Origin of the sequence: Flavobacterium sp. UBA7663, assembly GCF_002483315.1 — a bacterium.
Lineage (GTDB): Bacteria > Bacteroidota > Bacteroidia > Flavobacteriales > Flavobacteriaceae > Flavobacterium.
The window spans coordinates 17548-37460 of record NZ_DLHR01000014.1 but is presented as its reverse complement, the minus strand read 5'-3'; the positions used below and the strand labels follow the sequence as shown (position 1 = coordinate 37460).

Sequence of the window (19913 nt, the reverse complement as noted above, 5' to 3'; positions counted from 1 at the left end):
TTGTTTAAATGTTATTGATTAATCTGTGATTAAAGAATTGCGTAAATTTCGTCTTCTCTCATAATCAGGTAATCTTTACCTTCATATTTGAATTCTGTTCCGGAATATTTACCATATAAAACTGTATCTCCAACTTTTACAGTCATGGTGTAGTCTTTTTTGCCATTTCCCACGGCTACTACAGTACCTTTTTGTGGTTTTTCTTTTGCAGTGTCTGGAATTATAATTCCTGAAGCTGTTGTAGTTTCTGCTGCCAAAGGAGCAATTACTACACGATCTGAAATAGGTTTAATGTTTAATGACATGATTATATGTTTTGTTTATTAAAATTAATTTGTTGCTTGTTGTTTTTCAGAAATTGTGCCAAAGCGATTTTCTGACAATTTTTCGGTAAAAAAAATGCCAGCACTGACATGCTGGCATTTTTATCTATTTTATCAATTCTTATTTTGCAGAATCAGTTGCAACTGGTGCTGGTGTAGCAGCAGGAGCAGCTTGAGGAGTTGTAGGAACTGTTGTAGTAGGAACAGCTGTTTCGTCTTCACCTAATACTTTAGAACCAGATGCAGCTCCATTAAAACTTAAACTAGAAAGTAAAATTAATGCAATTAAAATTCCTCCTAATGTCCAAGTACTTTTATCTAAAAAGTCTGTTGTTTTTTGAACTCCACCTAATTGTTGAGAACCACCAAATGAAGAAGATAAACCTCCACCTTTAGGGTTTTGAACCATAATAGCTAAGATTAATAAAAAACAAACAATTGTTATCGCAATTAAAAAACCTGTGAATCCCATAATTAATTATTATTTTGTTGTAAATTTTTGATTTCGTTTATTCGGTCTGCAAAGAAACTACTTTTTTCTGGATATTTCAAAATTAATATTTCATAAGCTTGTATCGCTTTTGTATATTTTTTTTGTTCCAAATACACTTTGGCTAATGTTTCAGTCATTAAGTGTGTAGGTTCTTCAATGCTTCTGCTAATATTTGCAGGTGGTTTGGTTGTTTCTTTTACTGGAGCAATTTTTGGATTGGCTTCAATAAATTTATCGATTATGTCTAATTTTTTTTGTTTTTCAGGATCGTTTTGAGTGTTTTTTTCTTCAATTTCACGTTCAATTGGGTTGAATTTTGTCAATTGTAACCATTCTTGAAAAGAATGTCTTTCAGATGGTGTAAATGGTAATGGTTTGCCAATTTCTAATTTTTCTTCAGAAGTTTGTTCAATTATTTCAGGCTCAACCTTTTCTTCTTCTTCTGTAGAAATAATTTCTATTTGAGGCAATACAATTACTTCTTCCATATGATGTACTTCAATATCCATTAAAGATTTTCGAATTTCATCAATCTTCTCTTGTTGTATTGCAGTAAAATTATCAGAAGTTATAAACTCAAATAAAATAGTTCTATCCGTAGTATATGCTGCCGTTTTTTTTAATTCGTAATTGTATCTAAAACTTTCCTGATTGTACAATCCTTTTAAATGTAAAGCTCGCGCCGCCTGAAAATACGGAAACTGCAAAACTACATTCTCTAAAGCAATGGTTTGCTTTTCGTTTATAGTTTCGGGCTTATTTAAAAGATATGTTAAATCGGATATATTCATTTTCAAGTTCAATTACAACTTCAAAATTTAAAATTGTTTAAAATTACCATTTAGCTAACGACTCGTTGAAAATATCTTGTGTGATTCTCTCAAAAATTACATCTAATGCTGTTGTTAATTGCGAACCTACTAATTGCTGATTGGCATCGAAATCATAGAAAAATGAAAAACGTTTTTCAAAATTATCATCTTCTTTATTTCTGTTGCTAAATCTAACCATTACTGTTATGGTTAATCTATTTTGTGCCGCTCTCTGATCTGCAGTCGCCGTCATGGGTGTAATGCGGTAATCTACTATTTCTCCTTCGTAAAGTAATTCGCCACCTTGAGAAACTAAATTTAGATTCGTTTGGTTTTGGATAATTTCTTGTAATTCCTGTGTGAAATTTCTTTCAATTCCAGGCTCAATTAATGGTGCGTTGTTTTGAAAGTAATTTACTTGAAATGTTTTAGCGTCTATAGGTTGAGTTCCTGTGAAATTATAAACTCCACAACTGTTTACAAGTAGTGAAATAGCGATGCTAAAAACAATTATTAAATATCTCATTATAAATCGTATTGTTTGATTTTTCTATAAAGTGTTCGTTCCGAAATCCCTAATTCATCTGCAGCTGCTTTTCTTTTTCCTTTATTTCGGTCTAAAGATTTTTTGATTAACTCAATTTCTTTTGCTTCTAAACTCAAAGTTTCTTCTTCGTCAACGGTTTCAGCGAATAAATAATTCTCATCGTCATCGTCTTCAAACTCTTCTTGCATCAGATTATTTTGGTTCGGAAGCATTTCAACTCTTGGTTCTTCTTCAAAAATAGTGTTTTCTTCGGGTTTACCGTAAATTTTCTGAATTAATCCTTTATTAGCTTCTTGTACTTTTGAACTTCCGTTTTGCATTAATTCCATCGTAAGCTTTTTCAAATCATTCAAATCGCTTTTCATGTCAAAAAGGACTTTGTACAAAATTTCTCTTTCGTTACTAAAATCACTTTCCGATTTTTTAGTTCCAATTACCGAAGGTAAATTTGCATTTTCCTGAGGCAAATAGGAGTGAAGCGTTTGCAATGAAATCTCACGTTTGGTTTCTAGAACTGAAATTTGTTCAGCAACATTTCGTAACTGACGAATATTTCCGCTCCATCTGTATTTTATCAACAATTGAATGGCATCGTCATCCAATTTAATAGGAGGCATTTTGTATTTGTGTGCAAAATCGGCAGCAAATTTCCTAAACAACAAATGAATGTCATCTTTACGTTCGCGAAGCGGTGGCAACATAATATCAACCGTACTCAAACGATAAAATAAATCTTCACGGAATTTGCCTTTTTCAATCGCATCAAACATATTTACGTTGGTAGCAGCCACAATACGAACATTTGTTTTTTGTACTTGAGAAGAACCCACTTTGATGAATTCACCATTTTCTAAAACACGTAATAAACGTACTTGAGTGGTTAAAGGTAATTCGCCAACTTCATCTAAAAATATAGTTCCGCCATCGGCTACTTCAAAATAACCTTCACGCGTGTTGGTTGCTCCGGTAAACGAACCTTTTTCGTGACCAAAAAGTTCACTATCAATTGTTCCTTCTGGAATAGCACCACAGTTTACTGCAATGTATTTTCCATGTTTTCTGTGTGAAAGTGAGTGAATGATTTTTGGAATACTTTCTTTTCCAACACCACTTTCACCTGTTACCAATACCGAAATATCCGTTGGAGCAACCTGAATGGCTTTCTCCACGGCACGATTGAGTTTTGGGTCGTTCCCAATAATTTCAAATCGTTGTTTTATAGCTTGTACTGATTCCATATATTTTGTTTCAGGTTCCAAGTTTCAGGTTTAGAAAGTTAACTTGGAACTTTTAAACTTGAAACTTGAAACAAAAAATTAATTCATTATTTCAGAATATCCAACCGCTTCTCCAATTAGTGTTGCGGCTGTACAGTCTGTGATTTTTACCATTACGAATTCGCCTACTTTGTAATTTTCTTTTGGGAAAACTACAACTGTATTTTGAGAATTTCTTCCACTCCAATGTGCATCAGAACGTTTAGATTCTTTTTCAATCAATACTTCTACTTCTTGTCCAATGAAACGCTGTGTTCTTTCTAATCCGTGTTTTTGTTGTAAATCTACAATTTCGGTTAACCTACGTTTTTTAACTTCTTCTGGTACATCGTCTTCCATTTTTCTAGCAGCCAATGTTCCTGGTCGTTCTGAATACGCAAACATAAATCCGAAATCGTATTTTACATATTCCATCAAACTCAAGGTGTCTTGATGATCTTCTTCTGTTTCTGTTGGGAAACCAGCAATCATATCTTGAGACAATGAAATATCTGGAATAATTGAATATATTTTATCAATCAACGCCATGTATTCTTCACGCGTGTGTTGACGATTCATTTCTTTTAGAATTCTAGTGCTTCCGCTTTGAACCGGTAAGTGAATGTAGTTGCAAATATTATGGTGTTTCGCAATAACATGCAATACCTCTTCATGCATATCTTGCGGATTCGAAGTCGAAAATCTAAAACGCATTTTTGGAAATAACATCGCACATTTGTCTAACAATTGCGCAAAATCCATAGCAGTAGCTTTTTGCATTTCTGTAGCTTTGTCGTAGTCTTTTTTCAAACCACCACCATACCAAAGGTAACTGTCTACATTTTGTCCTAACAAGGTTACTTCTTTAAATCCTCTATCGTATAAATCTTGAATTTCGTCAATAATACTTTGTGGTTCACGACTACGCTCACGGCCACGTGTAAAAGGAACAACGCAAAACGTACACATATTATCGCAACCTCTTGTAATTGAAACGAAAGCATTAACGCCATTACTATTTAAACGAACAGGAGAAATATCGCCATAAGTTTCTTCTTTTGAAAGAATTACGTTGATGGCATCTCTTCCTTCTTCTACTTCAGCTAATAAATTTGGTAAATCTTTGTAAGCATCTGGTCCAACCACCATGTCTACAATTTTCTCTTCCTCTAAAAACTGACTTTTCAAACGTTCCGCCATACAACCTAAAACCCCAACTTTCATTGAAGGATTGATTTTCTTAACCGCATTGTATTTTTCTAAACGTTTACGAATCGTTTGTTCTGCTTTATCGCGAATAGAACAAGTGTTTACCAAAACTAAATCAGCATCTTCTAAGTTTTGAGTTGTATTATATCCGTTTTCATAAAGAATAGACGCCACAATTTCGCTGTCCGAAAAGTTCATTTGGCAACCATAACTCTCTATAAAAAGTTTTTTTGTATTTCCTTCTTTTTGGTCAAGCACTAAACTCTGACCTTGTTTTTTCTCGTCAATTTCCTTTTCCATATAAAGATTTCCTTTAAATCAGTCTGCAAAGATAATACTAAATTATAAAATCTGACAAGATGGCAGAAAAGGTTTAACATGAAATTTTTAAATTATTTTTTGTTCTAATTCTAAGTAGCCGTTTTTCGTGGTTTTTACACCTATATATATAAGAGTAATTTGACTGATATTTTGGTTAATTGTAGGTAAAAAAATACTCGGGATGTTAAAATTTAAAAAAAACCTATACTTTTGCCGAACAAACAAAAAGTGAAATGGCAAAGAATTTAGTAATCGTTGAGTCACCAGCTAAGGCAAAAACCATCGAGAAATTTCTAGGAAGTGAGTATCAAGTTGAGTCAAGTTATGGACATATTGCCGACTTGCCTTCGAGAGAAATTGGTGTAGATGTAGAAAATGGTTTTAAACCTAAATATGAAGTTTCGGCTGATAAAAAAGCATTAGTGACCAAATTAAAAGGATTAGCTAAAAATGCCGAAATGGTTTGGTTGGCTTCCGATGAGGACCGTGAGGGAGAAGCAATTTCTTGGCACTTATCTGAAGAATTAAATTTAAAACCAGAAAAAACAAAGCGTATTGTTTTTCATGAGATTACGAAAACTGCTATTCAAAAAGCAATCGAAAATCCGAGAGGAATTGATTACAATTTAGTAAATGCACAACAAGCTCGTAGAGTTTTAGATAGATTAGTAGGTTACGAATTATCGCCAGTACTTTGGAAAAAAGTAAAAGGTGGATTATCAGCTGGTCGTGTGCAATCAGTTTCTGTTCGTTTGATTGTAGAACGCGAAAGAGAAATTCAAAATTTCAACCCAGAAGCATCTTACAGTATTACAGCGGAATTCACTAACGAAGCTGGAAAAACATTCAAAGCCAAATTACCTAAGAACTTCACTACTAAAAAAGAAGCGGAAGATTTCTTAACTAAAAATATAGGTTCATCTTACAAAGTAGGAGATTTAGAAACCAAACCAACAAAAAAATCACCAGCAGCACCTTTTACAACTTCTACGTTGCAACAAGAAGCAGCTAGAAAATTGTATTTGCCTGTTGGAATTACCATGCAAATCGCACAACGTTTGTACGAAGCCGGACTTATAACGTATATGAGAACGGATAGTGTAAATTTATCGCAAGAAGCAATGGCAGCCGCTCAAGCTGAAATTACTAGTTATTACGGAAAGGAATTTTCGAAACCGAGAAATTTCAATACCAAATCAAAAGGGGCACAAGAAGCACATGAGGCAATTCGTCCAACGGATATGTCGCGTCACACTGTTGATATTGATAGAGACCAAGCGCGTTTGTATGATTTAATTTGGAAAAGAACTTTAGCGTCTCAAATGAGTGATGCCGAATTAGAAAGAACCAATGTAAAAATCGAAGCGAGCAATCATTCAGAAATCTTTACAGCAACTGGAGAAGTAATTAAATTTGAAGGTTTCTTAAAAGTATATTTAGAAGGAAACGATGACGATGATGAAGAACAAGAAGGAATGTTGCCTGCTTTAAAAGTAAATGAAAAACTTACGAATAATTATATCACGGCTACCGAGCGTTTTTCGCGTCCGCCAAGTCGTTACACAGAAGCTTCTTTGGTTAAGAAACTGGAAGAATTAGGAATTGGTCGTCCGTCAACATATGCGCCAACTATTTCTACAATTATTGCAAGAACCTATGTAGAAAAAGGAAGTTTTGAAGGTCAAGAACGAAAATACACGCAAATAGTTTTAAAAAATAGCGAAGTAAAAGCACGAGTTTTAACCGAAAATGTAGGTTCAGACAAAGGAAAGTTAGTTCCAACAGATATCGGAATTATTGTAAATGATTTCTTAGTGAAAAATTTCGGAACTATTTTAGATTATAATTTCACAGCAAAAGTGGAGCAGGATTTTGATGAAATTGCAGAAGGAAAAGTGGATTGGGCTAAAATGATGAATGATTTTTACAAACACTTTCATCCAAATGTAGTTGATGTTGAAAAAAATGCGGATAGAGAAAGTGGTGAACGTATTTTAGGTGTGCATCCTGTTTCCGGTAAACAAGTTTCTGTGCGTCTAGGAAAATATGGAGCAATGGCTCAAATTGGAGATATTGATGAAGAAAACAAGCAATTTGCAAGTTTACGTCAAGATCAAAATATTGGAAATATCACGTTAGAAGAAGTTTTGAATTTATTTTTACTTCCAAAACAATTAGGTACATACAAAGGAGAAGAAATTGAAGTAAATAATGGTCGTTTTGGACCATATGTGAAGTTTGGAACCCAATTTATTTCATTGCCAAAAGGCGTTGATCCAATGGATGTAACCATGGAAACTGCGCAAGGTTTAATTGAAGAGAAAGTTCAAGCAGATGCGCCGATTGGAACTTATGATGGTTTACCAATTCAAAAAGGAGTTGGGCGTTTTGGACCTTTCATCAAATGGAACGGTATGTTTATCAATGTGAATAAGAAATATAATTTCGATAATTTATCTCAGTCAGATTTGAATGAATTAATCGAGGAAAAACAACAAAAAGACATTGATAAAGTACTTCACGATTGGAAAGAAGAAGGTATCAAAGTAGAAAAAGCACGTTGGGGTCGTTCGGTGATTACAAAAGGAAAAATCAAAATTGAATTAAGTAAAGATGTTGATGCGAGTAAATTAACATTGGCACAAGTTCTAGAAATGATTGAGAAGAAAGCTCCAGCTAAAAAAGCGGCAGCTAAAAAGGCACCAACAAAGAAAGCAACAGCAAAAAAGAAATAGTAAATGGTATTCGATTTTCTACAACCGATAAGCGAATCTTTTGAAAACTATCTTCAAACGCTATCCAATCAATCATTGGGTAAAAAAGTGGTATTTCATATACAAACCGATTTCCCTGTTTTAGAAGGTGTTTCTATTGCTATTTTTACTGTTAATGAACATAGAGGAAACAATAAAGATAATGAGGATTATTCTTTTGAAACCTTCAGAAAGAAATTCTATGGAATGTTTCCTGGAAATTGGAATACTTCAATTGTAGATTTAGGAACCATCGAGGCTGGAGCTAGCATTGAAGATACTTATTTTGTCGTGAAAAGTTTGATGACAGAGCTAATCAAGAAACAAATTATTCCAGTTGTTATTGGGGGAACTCAAGATTTAACTTATCCGATGTATCGGGCATATGATAATTTAGATCAGATGGTGAATTTGGTTTCCATTGATAACCAATTTGATTTTGCCAAAGAAAAGAGTTTAATTTCGAATTCATATTTATCAAAAATAATTGTTGAAGAACCTAATAATCTATTTAATTTCAGTAACTTAGGTTTTCAGACGTATTTTAATTCGCAAGAAGAAATAGATTTAATTGAGAAATTATATTTTGAAGCCTATCGTTTAGGGGAAGTTTCAAATAATATATTGGTTGCAGAGCCTGTTTTTAGAGATGCTGATTTAGTGAGCATTGATATGAATTCAGTGCAATCCTCTTATTCTGGTAATTTTGAGGAGTTTAATCCGAATGGTTTTACAGGGAAAGAAATATGTGCTTTGACACGTTATGCTGGAATTAGTGATAAAGTGACTTCATTTGGAATTTTTAATTTTAATCCAAATAGTCATGAAGTTGTTTTAACCGCTCAGATGTTATGGTATTTTATTGAAGGATTCTGTTTTCGTTCCAATGAATATCCATTTGGAACAAAAGAAAACTATATTAAGTATATTGTTCCAATAGATGATGAAGAATTAATCTTTTATAAGAGCAATAAAACAGCAAGATGGTGGATAGAAATACCGTTTTTAACAAATGTTAATAATAAATTAAAAAGAAATACGTTATTACCTTGCACACATGAGGATTATTTAGCAGCTTGCGAGCAGGAAATTCCAGAAAGATGGTGGAAAGCCCAAAGAAGGAATATTTTGTAAAAGTTGTTATTTTTCAAAGTGTTAAAGCAATGTTAACACAGGTGTAGTCCTAAAATTCAATATTTTTTGCACGTTTTTTAAAAAAATGTTGTTTTTTTCAAAATTATTGAATAGGTTTACGCCCTTAAATAGAAATTACATTTAACCCAAGTTTATATGAAGAAGTTTGTTGCATTTTCAGCAATTTTGTCATTATTTATCAGTTGTGGTAAAGGCGATAAAGGAGAATTAGTAGGAGTTAAAGGGAGAAAATGGCATCCCGAGAAACCTTACGGAATGACGTTAATCCCTGGAGGAGCTTTTATTATGGGTAAAGCCGATGATGATTTAGCTAACATTCAAGACGCACCTACTAAGACAGTTACGGTTCGTTCATTCTATATGGATGAGACGGAAATTACTAACAGTGAGTACCGTCAGTTTGTTGAATGGGTAAAAGATTCAACTATCAGAACGCGTCTAGCTATTCTTGCAGATGAACAAGGTCAAAAGCCTGGTTCTGGTGGAGGAAAAGGAGGAAGTATTGGTGATTTTGCCTTTGCTGACGTTGATCCTGAGAAAATGACTCCTTACGACAAGTATATGTATGAAAATTATTACAGTGTAGGAACTGATGATGATATTTATGCTGGAAGAAAATTAAATAAAAAAATCAAGGTTATTAAAGAGCCTAGTAAATATCCAGATGAATTTTATGTAGAAGTTATGGATTCAATGTACCTACCTGAGTCTGAATCATACAATGGTTTGAAAACTATTGATGCTTCTAAGTTAAAATTCAAATACAATCAAGTAGATTTAAACAAAGCCGTTAAGAAAAAAGGGCGTAAAAACTTCTATGAAGATGCGCCACCTATTGAAATTTATCCTGATACTACAGCTTGGATAAAAGATTTTGCTTATTCTTATAACGAGCCAATGCATAATGATTATTTCTGGCATCAAGCTTACGGAGAATATCCTGTGGTTGGTGTTTCTTGGAATCAAGCAAAAGCATTTTGTGCTTGGAGAACAATGTATAAAAATGCATTTATCAAAAAGAAAAAAGGAAGAGATCAAGTTAACTCATTCCGTTTACCAACTGAAGCAGAATGGGAATATGCTGCAAGAGGTGGAATAGAAGGTGGTACTTATCCTTGGGGAGGTCCTTACGCTAAAAATGACAGAGGTTGTTTTATGGCTAACTTCAAGCCAAACCGTGGAGATTATGCAGCCGATGGTGCTTTGTACACTGTTGAAGCTAAGTCATACGAGCCAAATGATTATAACCTATATAACATGGCGGGTAACGTTTCAGAGTGGACGGAATCTTCTTACTATGCTGAAGCTTACGAATTTGTTTCTACAATGAATCCGCATGTTGCTGATAAGAAAAACCAAAGAAAAGTAGTTCGTGGTGGTTCATGGAAAGATGTTGCTTACTTCTTACAAGTTTCAACTCGTGATTATGAATATGCTGATTCTGCAAGAAGTTACATTGGATTCAGAACTGTACAAGATTATATGGGTACAGCAGCAACAGGAAACAGTCCTAAATAGTATTTAACCAATTTTATTATATAATTAACTTAACTAACTAAAATTTATTTATTATGGCATTATTAAGCAAAAAAATGATGGGATTCCTTTACGGAATGGGAGCGGCAGTAGTAATCGTTGGAGCATTATTCAAATTAATGCACTGGCCAGGTGCAGGACCAATGCTTGTAATCGGTTTATTAACTGAAGCATTAATTTTCGCATTATCTGCATTTGAACCAGTAGAACATGAATTAGATTGGTCTTTAGTATACCCTGAATTAGCAGGTGGAGAAGCTAAAGCAAAAGATAAAAAAGAAAATCCAGCTGATGCTCAAGGTTTATTATCTCAAAAATTAGATAATATGTTGAAAGAAGCTAAAATTGATGGTGAATTAATGGCAAGCTTAGGAAACAGTATTAAAAACTTCGAAGGTGCTGCTAAATCAATTTCTCCAACTGTAGATGCTATGGCTGGTCAAAAGAAATATGCTGAAGAAATGTCTACAGCTGCAGCTCAAATGGAAGCTTTAAATAACTTATACAAATTACAATTAGACAGCGCTTCTAGAAATGCTACTGCAAATCAAGAAATTGCTGACAATGCAGCTAAATTAAAAGAGCAAATGCAGTCAATGACTTCAAACATTGCATCTTTAAATGCTGTTTACGGAGGTATGCTTACTGCTATGAGTAACAGATAATTAGTTTTATCAAATTAAAGAATTATTAATTAAAACTAATTTAAAGAAAAAATGGCAGGAGGAAAATTAACCCCTAGACAGAAGATGATTAACCTGATGTACTTGGTTTTCATCGCAATGTTGGCATTAAACATGTCAAAAGAAGTATTAACAGCTTTTGGTAATTTTAATGACAAGTTTTCAGAATCTAATAAATTAACAGAACAATCTAACGCAACTTTACTGTCTGCATTAGACACTAAAGCAACTGATGAGCCAGCAAAATATGCTGAGCCAGCAAGAAAAGCTAAGGATGTTGCAAAAATCTCTAAAGATTTTGTTGCTTTCTTAGAAACTGTTAAAGCTGAAGTTACAGAAGGTATCGAACCAGATGAAACTGGTAAATTACCTTTCGAATCTATGGATAAATCTACTATCGATGAAAAATGGTTTCAAGGTGATGGATATAGCCCAAGAGGAACAGAAATTGTAACTAAAATTGACAAGTATGTTGCTGATGTTAAAAAAGTATTAGGTAATGACGTAAAGTACATTCCTTTTATCAAAGAAATTGAGAAAAAATTCTCAACTGCTGATATCACAAACAGAGAAGGTGTAAAACAAAAGTTTTTAGATTATAAAACTAAAGGTTTCCCTGCAGTATCTACATTAACATTCATTACTGCTATGCAAAATGATGTTAAAAATACTGAAGCTGGAGCTTACAACTTATTCTTAGGTAATGCATTACAATCTGCTGCATCTATGAAAAACTTCCAAGCAATTGTTGTATTAGATAAAAATGCATATTTCGCTGGTGAGCAAGTTACAGGTAAAGTTGTTTTAGGTCGTTATGATGCTAATACTGTACCTACATCGTTCAAAGGTCCTGGAAAAATTGAAAACGGTCAAGCAGTTATCTCTATGACAGCTGGTGGTATCGGAGAACAAAATATCTCTGGAGAATTTGGTTTCTTAGAAGATGGAAAAGAAATTCCATTAAAATTCGAAGGCAAGTACGTTGTTGTACCTCGTCCTAACCAAGCAATTATTTCTGCTGATAAAATGAATGTTGTTTACCGTGGAGTTCCTAACCCTATCTCTATTTCAGTTCCTGGTATTGCTTCTAATAAAGTTAATGCTAGTGCTCCTGGAATGTCTAAAGTAGGTGATGGTAAATTCATGTTAAAACCAGGTTCAGGTAGTGAAGTTAAAATTAACGTAAACGCTACAATGCCAGACGGTAAATCAATGTCTAGTTCTCAAGTATTTAGAATTAAAGGTTTACCTGCTCCAACTGGAAAAGTTGGTGGTTCTGAAAAGAATAAAGGACCAAAATCTAATTTAGAAGTTTGTTCTATTACTGCTGTTATGGAAGATTTTGATTTCCCTGTAACAGTAAACGTTACTCAATTTAACGTTAAAGTTCCTGGACAACCTACAATTGTAGTAAGTGGTAATAGAATGGATTCTAGAGCTAGATCTGCAATTGCAAAAGCACAAAAAGGTGATGTTGTAGTTATTTCTGAAATCAAAGCTAGTTTTACTGGTATTGATCAAATGGCTAAGAAAGTATCAATTTGTACTTACGAAATACAATAATTTAAATTAATTTGAGTTTATCTTTTTAAACCAAATAAAAAATGAATAAAATGAATTGGAGAAATAGTATTGCAATTTTAGTATTAGGTTTAAGTGCTACTACTTTTGCTCAGTCAAACTTATTAAATGCTAAGACACCTGATCAAATCGGGAAAAAAACTGAAGCTGAATTAAGTGCTGACAATGATAAACCGTTGCCTTACGGCTATGTTCATGATAGAGATATCTTAATGGGAAAACGTATTTGGGAATTTGTTGATCTTGATGAGAGAGTAAACTTTCCTCTTTATTTCCCAGTTGAAGGTGATGTTATGTCTTCACCTGATAGAAGACCTCTTTATAATGTTCTAATTAATGGAATTAAAGAAGGTAAAATAACTGAAGTTTATGACTCAAGTTATTTCACAACTAAGAAAACTTTAAAAGATATCGAGTCTTCATTATATACTGTTGATACTACTGATGTAGGTCGTGAACAAATGAATGAGGATATGGAAGCTTACCGTAAAGGTACCAAGAAAATCGATGAGGAGTTTATTAGAAAAACTGAGATTGAAGCTTATGATGTAAGTGCTTATCGTATTGTTGGTTATTGGTATTTTGATAAAAGACAAGGTGAGTTAAAATACAGATTATTAGGTATTTGTCCAGTGGTTCCAGATGTTTTCTCTAAGAAAAATAATGATGCTGAATTAGAATATATTGATTTGTTTTGGGTTTATTTCCCATCAACAAGAGATATTTTACATGAAGCAAAAGCTTTCAACAATAGAAACTCTGCAATGCCGTTTTCTTTTGATCATTTGTTAAACGCTCGTCGTTTTAACGGTATGATTTATTTAGAAGAGAATGTATATGGTGATCGTAAGATTGCTGATTACATGAAAGAAAACTCTCAAATGCAATTGTTAGAATCGGATCGTGTAAAAGAAAAGATTCGTGACTTCGAACAAGATATGTGGAATTATTAATAATATTTCTCCAATTTCATTTAAAAAAACTCTTACCATTGGTAAGAGTTTTTTAATTTTACAGCATGATAGATTTTATAATCGTAGGAAATGGTTTAGCCGGAATTTCATTTGCGGAAATTGCTCTGCAAAACAATAAATCAATTTTTGTTTTTGATAACAATTCACAACCTTCATCACGTGTTGCTGGAGGATTGTATAATCCTGTAGTTCTTAAACGTTTCAGTGAGGTTTGGAAAGCAAAGGAACAAATCGATTTTGCTTTTCCTTTGTATCATCAAATTCAATCTAAATTGAATGTTGTTTTCGATTTTGAATTGCCAATACTTCGTAAATTATATTCAGTTGAAGAACAAAATAATTGGTTCCAAGCTGCTGATAAACCAAATTTAGCTCCTTTTTTAGATGCTAAATTAGTTACTAGTTCTTATGAAAGTATTCAATCTCCATTTCACTATGGAAGAGTGAATCATACCGGTTATTTAGAAATTTCAACTTTGATTGAAGTCTATTCTAATTATCTGAAATCACTAAATAGTTTTTCAAATGAAGGTTTCCATTATAATGAAATTGAATTTTTAGAAAACTGTATCCAATACAAAAACATACAAGCAAAACATATCATCTTTGCTGAGGGTTTTGGTTTGCATGCTAATCCATATTTTAATGATTTGCCATTAGATGGTACAAAAGGTGAATTGTTAATCATCAAAGCTCCAAATTTAGATTTAGATGTTGTGATAAAGTCAAGTGTGTTTATACTTCCAATTGGTAACGATTTGTATAAAGTAGGAGCTACTTACGATTGGAAAGACAAAACAAATACTCCAACTGAGCAAGGAAAGCAAGAATTAGTTGAAAAGCTTTCTGAATTAATTTCGTGTGATTTTGAAATTGTAGAACACTTTGGTGGCGTGCGACCTACTGTTAAAGACAGAAGACCATTAGTTGGAACGCATCCTGAGTTTAAACAACTACATCTTTTAAATGGTTTAGGAACTCGTGGTGTAATGCTTGGGCCTTATTTAGCAAATCAATTATTTCAGCATATTGAAAACGATATTCCTTTGGAAAAAGAAATTGATATTATAAGATGTTATAAAAAAAACCGAAACTAATTTGTTTCGGTTTTTTGTTTATCTAAGTGTAGCTTTCTTTTCGCCTTTATGTTTTTTCCAATCTTTGTCGTAACTCATAAACATATTGATCCATATGTTTCTTGATAGTCTCATGATTAAGGGCATAAAAACAATTAGAGTAATGATTATAGCAATAAAATTGTTTACCAAATTCTTTTCTCCAACAAAGAAATAAGTGATGATAAAAGCAGCTACACCAAATGCAATTCCTAAGGCATAACTCACATACATAGCACCATAAAAAAATGAAGGTTCAATTTTATATTTGGTTCCACAATGGCTACAATTTTCGTGCATTTTGTACACATTTAGAACATTATACGGATTTTTGTCTAAATACATGCTTTCTTCATTGCAAGTTGGACAACTTCCTGTTAAAATACTATTTAATTTGGATCCTTTTTTTAACATTTGCAAAATATTTTACACAAAGGTACAATAACTAACTATTCCTAGTGTAACAATTGTAACATTCAATATGCTAAACATACATAATTTATCGGTTTCATTTGGTGGAACATATCTTTTTGAAGAAGTAACTTTTAGATTGGGTTCTGGCGATAGAGTTGGACTTGTCGGAAAAAATGGTGCTGGAAAATCAACCATGTTGAAAATTTTAGCCAAAGATTTTGCTCCAGATTCTGGTCAAATTGCGACAGAGAAAGAAGTGAAAATGGGATTTCTTCGTCAGGATATCGATTTTGTAAAAGGAAGAACCGTTTTGGAAGAAGCCTATCAAGCTTTTGAAGAAATCAAACGTGCTGAATTCCGAATAGATGAAATCAATCACCAATTAGTTACTAGAACCGATTATGAAAGTCAAGAATATTCGGATTTGATTGAAGAATTGAGTGATGTAACCCATCATTACGAAGTATTAGGTGGTTATAATTATGTAGGTGATACTGAGAAAATTCTATTAGGTCTAGGATTTAAAAGAGAAGATTTTGACAATCAAACTGATACTTTTTCAGGAGGATGGAGAATGCGTATTGAATTAGCAAAATTATTATTGCAATCCAATGATATTTTACTTTTAGATGAGCCTACGAATCACTTGGATATTGAAAGTATCATTTGGTTAGAAGGTTTTCTACGAAATTTCCCAGGCGTAGTTGTAATCGTTTCGCACGATAAAATGTTTTTAGATAATGTTACGAATCGTACCATTGAAATTTCATTAGGTAAAGCTTACGATTTCAACAAACCATATTCTGAATATTTAGTGTTGCGTCAGGAAATTCGTGAAAAGCAATTGGCTACCCAGAAAAATCAAGCTAAAAAAATTGAAGAAACCGAAAAATTAATCGAGAAATTCCGTGCCAAAGCATCAAAAGCTTCCATGGCGCAATCGTTGATTAAAAAATTAGATAAAGTAGAACGAATTGAAGTCGATGAAGATGACAATTCGGTGATGAACATATCGTTTCCTGTTTCGCAAACACCGGGAAGAGTTGTTGTAGAAGCCGAACATGTTACCAAAGCGTATGGAGACAAAACCATTTTAAAAGATATTTCGCTTTTAGTAGAACGTGGAAGTAAAGTAGCTTTCGTTGGTCAAAATGGTCAAGGAAAATCAACGTTTATGAAAGCAATCGTAAACGAATTTGAATATGAAGGCTCTATCAAATTAGGACATAATGTGCAATTGGGATATTTTGCTCAGAATCAAGCGGAATATTTGGATGGCGAAATTACTCTGTTACAAACTATGGAAGAAGCAGCAACTGATACGAATCGTTCTAAAGTTCGCGATATGTTAGGTTCGTTTTTATTTCGTGGCGATGATGTAGAGAAAAAAGTAAAAGTACTTTCGGGTGGAGAACGTAATCGTTTAGCGCTTTGTAAATTGCTTTTGCAACCCATAAACGTTTTAGTAATGGATGAACCAACCAATCACTTAGATATTAAGTCTAAAAACGTTTTAAAAGCCGCTTTAAAGCAGTTTGAAGGAACTTTGTTGTTGGTATCTCACGATCGTGATTTCTTGCAAGGCATGTCAAATATTGTGTATGAATTCAAAGATCAGAAAATCAGAGAATATTTAGGTGATATCAATTTCTTCTTAGAGCAGAAAAATGCCATGAATATGCGCGAAATTGAAAAGAAAGAGGTGGTTTCGAATGTAAGCACAAACAAAGCAGTCAAAAATATTTCGTACGAAGATCAAAAAAAGGCAAAATCATTACAAAACAGATTAAGTAAAATTGAAAGTCAAATTCAGCAATTGGAAAAAGACATTCAATTAGACGATAAAGCATTGGCTTCAAATTACGATAAACACATTGAAGATGCTACTTTTTTTGCCGCTTACGAAAAAAAGAAAAAAGAGTTAGAACAATTATTAGAAGATTGGGAAAACGTGCAGTTAGAAATTGAAATGGTAAATAGTTAATTGCAATACATAATATTATAGCAGTTAAGCAACAAGAATAAAATGACTATGATTATGATAATCATGGTCATTTTGTTTTTTCTTATAAATGTACCCAGAGTCCGCTTCATTTTGTCAAATTTATAATGTGGTAAAATTGCAAGATTTTGAATCTAAAATCAATACGTCAAATAACGTATTTTTTTAAATAAGATTGTTCTTTTTGGCTTTTTGAACGGCTTCTAGTTTGTTGTGAACTTGAAGTTTTGTGTAAATATTTTCAATATGTTTTCTAACAGTTGCCGGAGATAAAAATAAGTTTTCGGCAATATTTATATAATTCAATCCTTTGCTAAGTTGCTCTAAAACATCGATTTCTCTTCCTGATAATTTAATGATTTCTTCTTCTTTTTTATTGTCTAAATCAATTGGATTACGAAGTAATTTTAAAGTTTTCAAGGCAATGGAAGGATTCATGGCCGCACCTCCGTTTAAAGTATCAATAATGCCTTCGTAAAGGGTTTTCGGCTCTACTTCTTTTAGTAAATAACCATCAGCTCCTGCTTTGATAGCATTAAAGATATTTTCATCATTATCAAAAACAGTTAGCATGATTACTTTAATGTGAGGATACTTGTTTTTTATGATTTCTGTTGCTTCAATTCCGTTTAAAATAGGCATATCAATATCCATTAAAATCACATCAATATTATGATTGTTGTTTATTTTAGCTAGTAAATCAGAACCATCTAAAGCCGTAAATTTTATTTGAATATCATCAAAAAAAGAAAGTTTTTCCTTAATAGCTTTTATAAGGAAAGTATTGTCGTCTACGATAACTGTTTTGATGATTTTTTGCATTTTTTGTGATTATTCAGGTTAAACTTCTTTTTGATTTGGTAAGCTTAGATAAATTTTAGTTCCTTTTTCAGAGGCTTCAATATTGAAATTTCCTTTTAATTCGGAGGCTCTTTTTTTCATTGTATTAAGTCCATTGCCAATTTCGGCTGTATTCAAATCAAATCCTTTTCCGTTGTCAGCAATTACAGCAGTTATTTTGTTATCAGATTCGATAAATGAAACATCAATTTGAGAGGCATTCGCATGTTTAATGGCATTATTAACTGCTTCCTGTATTAAGCGATAAATATTCATTCCGTCTCTAGAAGTGAAAGATTGAAACGATTTTGTCTCAAAGTTAAAATTAAATTGAATACCATTTAATGAAAGTTGGGCATTATCGATAAAATTTGAAATTCTTGTTTTCAAATCTTCAATAGTAATTTCTTCTTTGTTCATGGCCCAAATCGTATCTCTTAATTCATAGATAGTCTCTTTTGTGAACGAACTAATATTGTTTAGTTTGTCTTCTAACTTTGGATTTCCATCTGCAAATGCATATTTTAATGAATCTACAGACGAAATGATAAATGTAAGCTGAGCACCAATGTTATCATGCAAATCTCTCGAAATTTGAAGTCTTTGTTCCTGAAGTCTATTTTGAGTTTCAATTTTAAGTAACGCATCTTTTAATTCGTTTTCTTTTTGCAATTGAAGGGTTTTCATTTTTTGATTTTTTAACATAAAATAGCCAACGATTACAGATAAAATTAGAAGCGAAATAATAATTACGATGTAAGTGTTTTTTACAGCTAAATTGGCTTTTTGTTCTAAAATTTCTTTCTCTTTTCTTTCGGTATCAAATTCAGTATCTAATTCAGCTTGTTTGATTCTGAGGTTGATATTTGAAATACTATCTTTATAAGTGGTGTAGTTTTTAAAATTGTCTAAAGCCGTTTTGTAATCGGAATTTAATTCATATAATTCAGATAGTTTTTGATAATTGTCTTGGGTTAAATAATTGTAATTATAGGCTTTACTTTCATTTAATGCTTTGCTGAAATATTCAATTGATTTTTGATTGTCATTGGTTTCAAAATAGTAGTAGCCATAAAAATTTAAATTTTCTGCAATTCCAATTTTATCATCAATTTCAAGTCGTATTTGATAGGCTTTGTCTAAATTTTGTTTTGCTTTTGCAAAGTCTTTTAACGTTAATTGAAGCATTCCAATTTTATTCAAACTATATGGAATCCCAATTTTATCATTCGCTTTTTCTTTTAAAGTCAAAGATTTATTATAAAATAAAAAAGCACTGTCGTACTCTTTTTTCATTTCTTTTAAAACACCATAATTGTCATAAATGCCTCTAAGTTCGTATTCAGTATTGTATTTTTCACCAATTTTCAATCCTTTTTGCATGTACATGATACCAGAATCTAAATTACGTCTTCTTAAATGATAACCGTAACTGGCATAAAGAGAAGCTACTTTGCCATTCTGTTTTAATTGATTAAAGTTTTCAATGGCAATAAAGGTATATTTTGAATGCAAATCATACTTGCTTTGATAAAAATAACAAAGCGCCATTTTTTCATAACTGGAAGCAATTCCTAATTTATAGTTTTGTTTTTTTGAATCGGCTAATACTTTATTAAACAATTGTAATGATTTAGAGCTATTTGCAATAATATCATCAAAAGGCATGTTATTGATGGAATCGATTTGTTTTTTAGAATAGGTTTGGCTCCAACTAAAAGTAAATAGCTGAGAAAGGATTAAGGCGATTATGTATATTATGTTGTTCTTCATTTTGAAAGTTGAATCATTGTTACTATAAAAGTATGAAAATCAAATTTAAAACTAGATTTAAATCATCGTATTACATAAATAAGATAATAAATATTTAATAGCAAACAAAGTAAAACGAGTAGTCTA

The 19913-nt window shown here is 32.4% G+C and carries 17 protein-coding genes; 8 read left to right on the top strand and 9 right to left on the bottom strand.

Annotated features, from left to right (window positions below; translation table 11 throughout):
- Positions 1–29: 29 nt before the first annotated feature.
- The 6 genes from B2741_RS03990 to miaB form a co-directional block, all read right to left on the bottom strand.
- Positions 30–305 (bottom strand): co-chaperone GroES, encoded by a 276-nt coding sequence (locus B2741_RS03990; protein ID WP_008256449.1) that lies wholly within the window; start codon positions 303–305, stop codon positions 30–32.
- Positions 306–444: 139 nt separating this feature from the next.
- Complete coding sequence (gene secG / locus B2741_RS03985) at positions 445–795, bottom strand: preprotein translocase subunit SecG (protein WP_414655299.1); 351 nt, start codon at positions 793–795, stop codon at positions 445–447.
- A 2-nt stretch (positions 796–797) separates the two neighbouring features.
- Positions 798–1607 (bottom strand): tetratricopeptide repeat protein, encoded by an 810-nt coding sequence (locus B2741_RS03980; protein WP_291135647.1) that lies wholly within the window; start codon positions 1605–1607, stop codon positions 798–800.
- Between the two features lie 43 nt (positions 1608–1650).
- Positions 1651–2154: an LptE family protein gene (locus tag B2741_RS03975; protein WP_291135645.1), complete on the bottom strand. Its 504-nt coding sequence runs from the start codon at positions 2152–2154 to the stop codon at positions 1651–1653.
- Complete coding sequence (locus B2741_RS03970) at positions 2154–3413, bottom strand: sigma-54 interaction domain-containing protein (RefSeq protein WP_291135643.1); 1260 nt, start codon at positions 3411–3413, stop codon at positions 2154–2156. Before B2741_RS03970 ends, B2741_RS03975 begins: the two co-directional genes overlap by 1 nt.
- A 78-nt stretch (positions 3414–3491) precedes the next feature.
- Positions 3492–4940, bottom strand: a complete 1449-nt coding sequence (gene miaB, locus B2741_RS03965; protein WP_291135641.1) for a tRNA (N6-isopentenyl adenosine(37)-C2)-methylthiotransferase MiaB — start codon at positions 4938–4940, stop codon at positions 3492–3494.
- A gap of 254 nt (positions 4941–5194) precedes the next feature.
- Here miaB and topA point away from each other — a divergent pair, with 254 nt between their 5' ends.
- The 7 genes from topA to B2741_RS03930 all read left to right on the top strand — a co-directional run bounded on the left by topA (position 5195) and on the right by B2741_RS03930 (position 14740).
- Positions 5195–7696, top strand: coding sequence for a type I DNA topoisomerase (gene topA / locus B2741_RS03960; protein ID WP_291135639.1), 2502 nt, complete (start codon positions 5195–5197; stop codon positions 7694–7696).
- A 3-nt stretch (positions 7697–7699) separates the two neighbouring features.
- Entirely contained in the window at positions 7700–8848 is a 1149-nt protein-coding gene (locus tag B2741_RS03955; protein ID WP_291135637.1) for a formimidoylglutamase, read from the top strand.
- A gap of 156 nt (positions 8849–9004) precedes the next feature.
- Complete coding sequence (gene gldK / locus B2741_RS03950) at positions 9005–10387, top strand: gliding motility lipoprotein GldK (RefSeq protein ID WP_291135635.1); 1383 nt, start codon at positions 9005–9007, stop codon at positions 10385–10387.
- A gap of 53 nt (positions 10388–10440) precedes the next feature.
- Positions 10441–11070, top strand: coding sequence for a gliding motility protein GldL (gene gldL / locus B2741_RS03945; protein WP_133608104.1), 630 nt, complete (start codon positions 10441–10443; stop codon positions 11068–11070).
- Between the two features lie 51 nt (positions 11071–11121).
- The gene (gldM, locus tag B2741_RS03940) at positions 11122–12651 is read left to right on the top strand and encodes a gliding motility protein GldM (protein ID WP_291135633.1); all 1530 of its coding nucleotides are present in this window, start codon (positions 11122–11124) and stop codon (positions 12649–12651) included.
- 50 nt (positions 12652–12701) lie between these two features.
- Positions 12702–13622, top strand: coding sequence for a gliding motility protein GldN (gldN, locus tag B2741_RS03935; RefSeq protein WP_162845054.1), 921 nt, complete (start codon positions 12702–12704; stop codon positions 13620–13622).
- Between the two features lie 65 nt (positions 13623–13687).
- Positions 13688–14740 (top strand): NAD(P)/FAD-dependent oxidoreductase, encoded by a 1053-nt coding sequence (locus B2741_RS03930; RefSeq protein ID WP_291135631.1) that lies wholly within the window; start codon positions 13688–13690, stop codon positions 14738–14740.
- Positions 14741–14758: 18 nt separating this feature from the next.
- Here B2741_RS03930 and B2741_RS03925 read toward each other — a convergent pair whose 3' ends face one another.
- A complete protein-coding gene (locus B2741_RS03925; RefSeq protein ID WP_291135629.1) occupies positions 14759–15172 on the bottom strand; it encodes a DUF983 domain-containing protein in 414 nt (137 codons plus the stop codon).
- A gap of 67 nt (positions 15173–15239) precedes the next feature.
- Here B2741_RS03925 and B2741_RS03920 point away from each other — a divergent pair, with 67 nt between their 5' ends.
- Positions 15240–17156, top strand: coding sequence for an ABC-F family ATP-binding cassette domain-containing protein (locus B2741_RS03920; RefSeq protein ID WP_291135627.1), 1917 nt, complete (start codon positions 15240–15242; stop codon positions 17154–17156).
- A 183-nt stretch (positions 17157–17339) separates the two neighbouring features.
- Here the strand turns inward: B2741_RS03920 and B2741_RS03915 are convergent, their stop codons facing one another.
- Together B2741_RS03915 and B2741_RS03910 are read right to left on the bottom strand one after the other, a co-directional pair.
- Entirely contained in the window at positions 17340–17996 is a 657-nt protein-coding gene (locus tag B2741_RS03915) for a response regulator transcription factor (protein ID WP_291135625.1), read from the bottom strand.
- An 18-nt stretch (positions 17997–18014) separates the two neighbouring features.
- Positions 18015–19787 (bottom strand): tetratricopeptide repeat-containing sensor histidine kinase, encoded by a 1773-nt coding sequence (locus B2741_RS03910; protein ID WP_291135623.1) that lies wholly within the window; start codon positions 19785–19787, stop codon positions 18015–18017.
- Positions 19788–19913 lie beyond the last annotated feature (126 nt).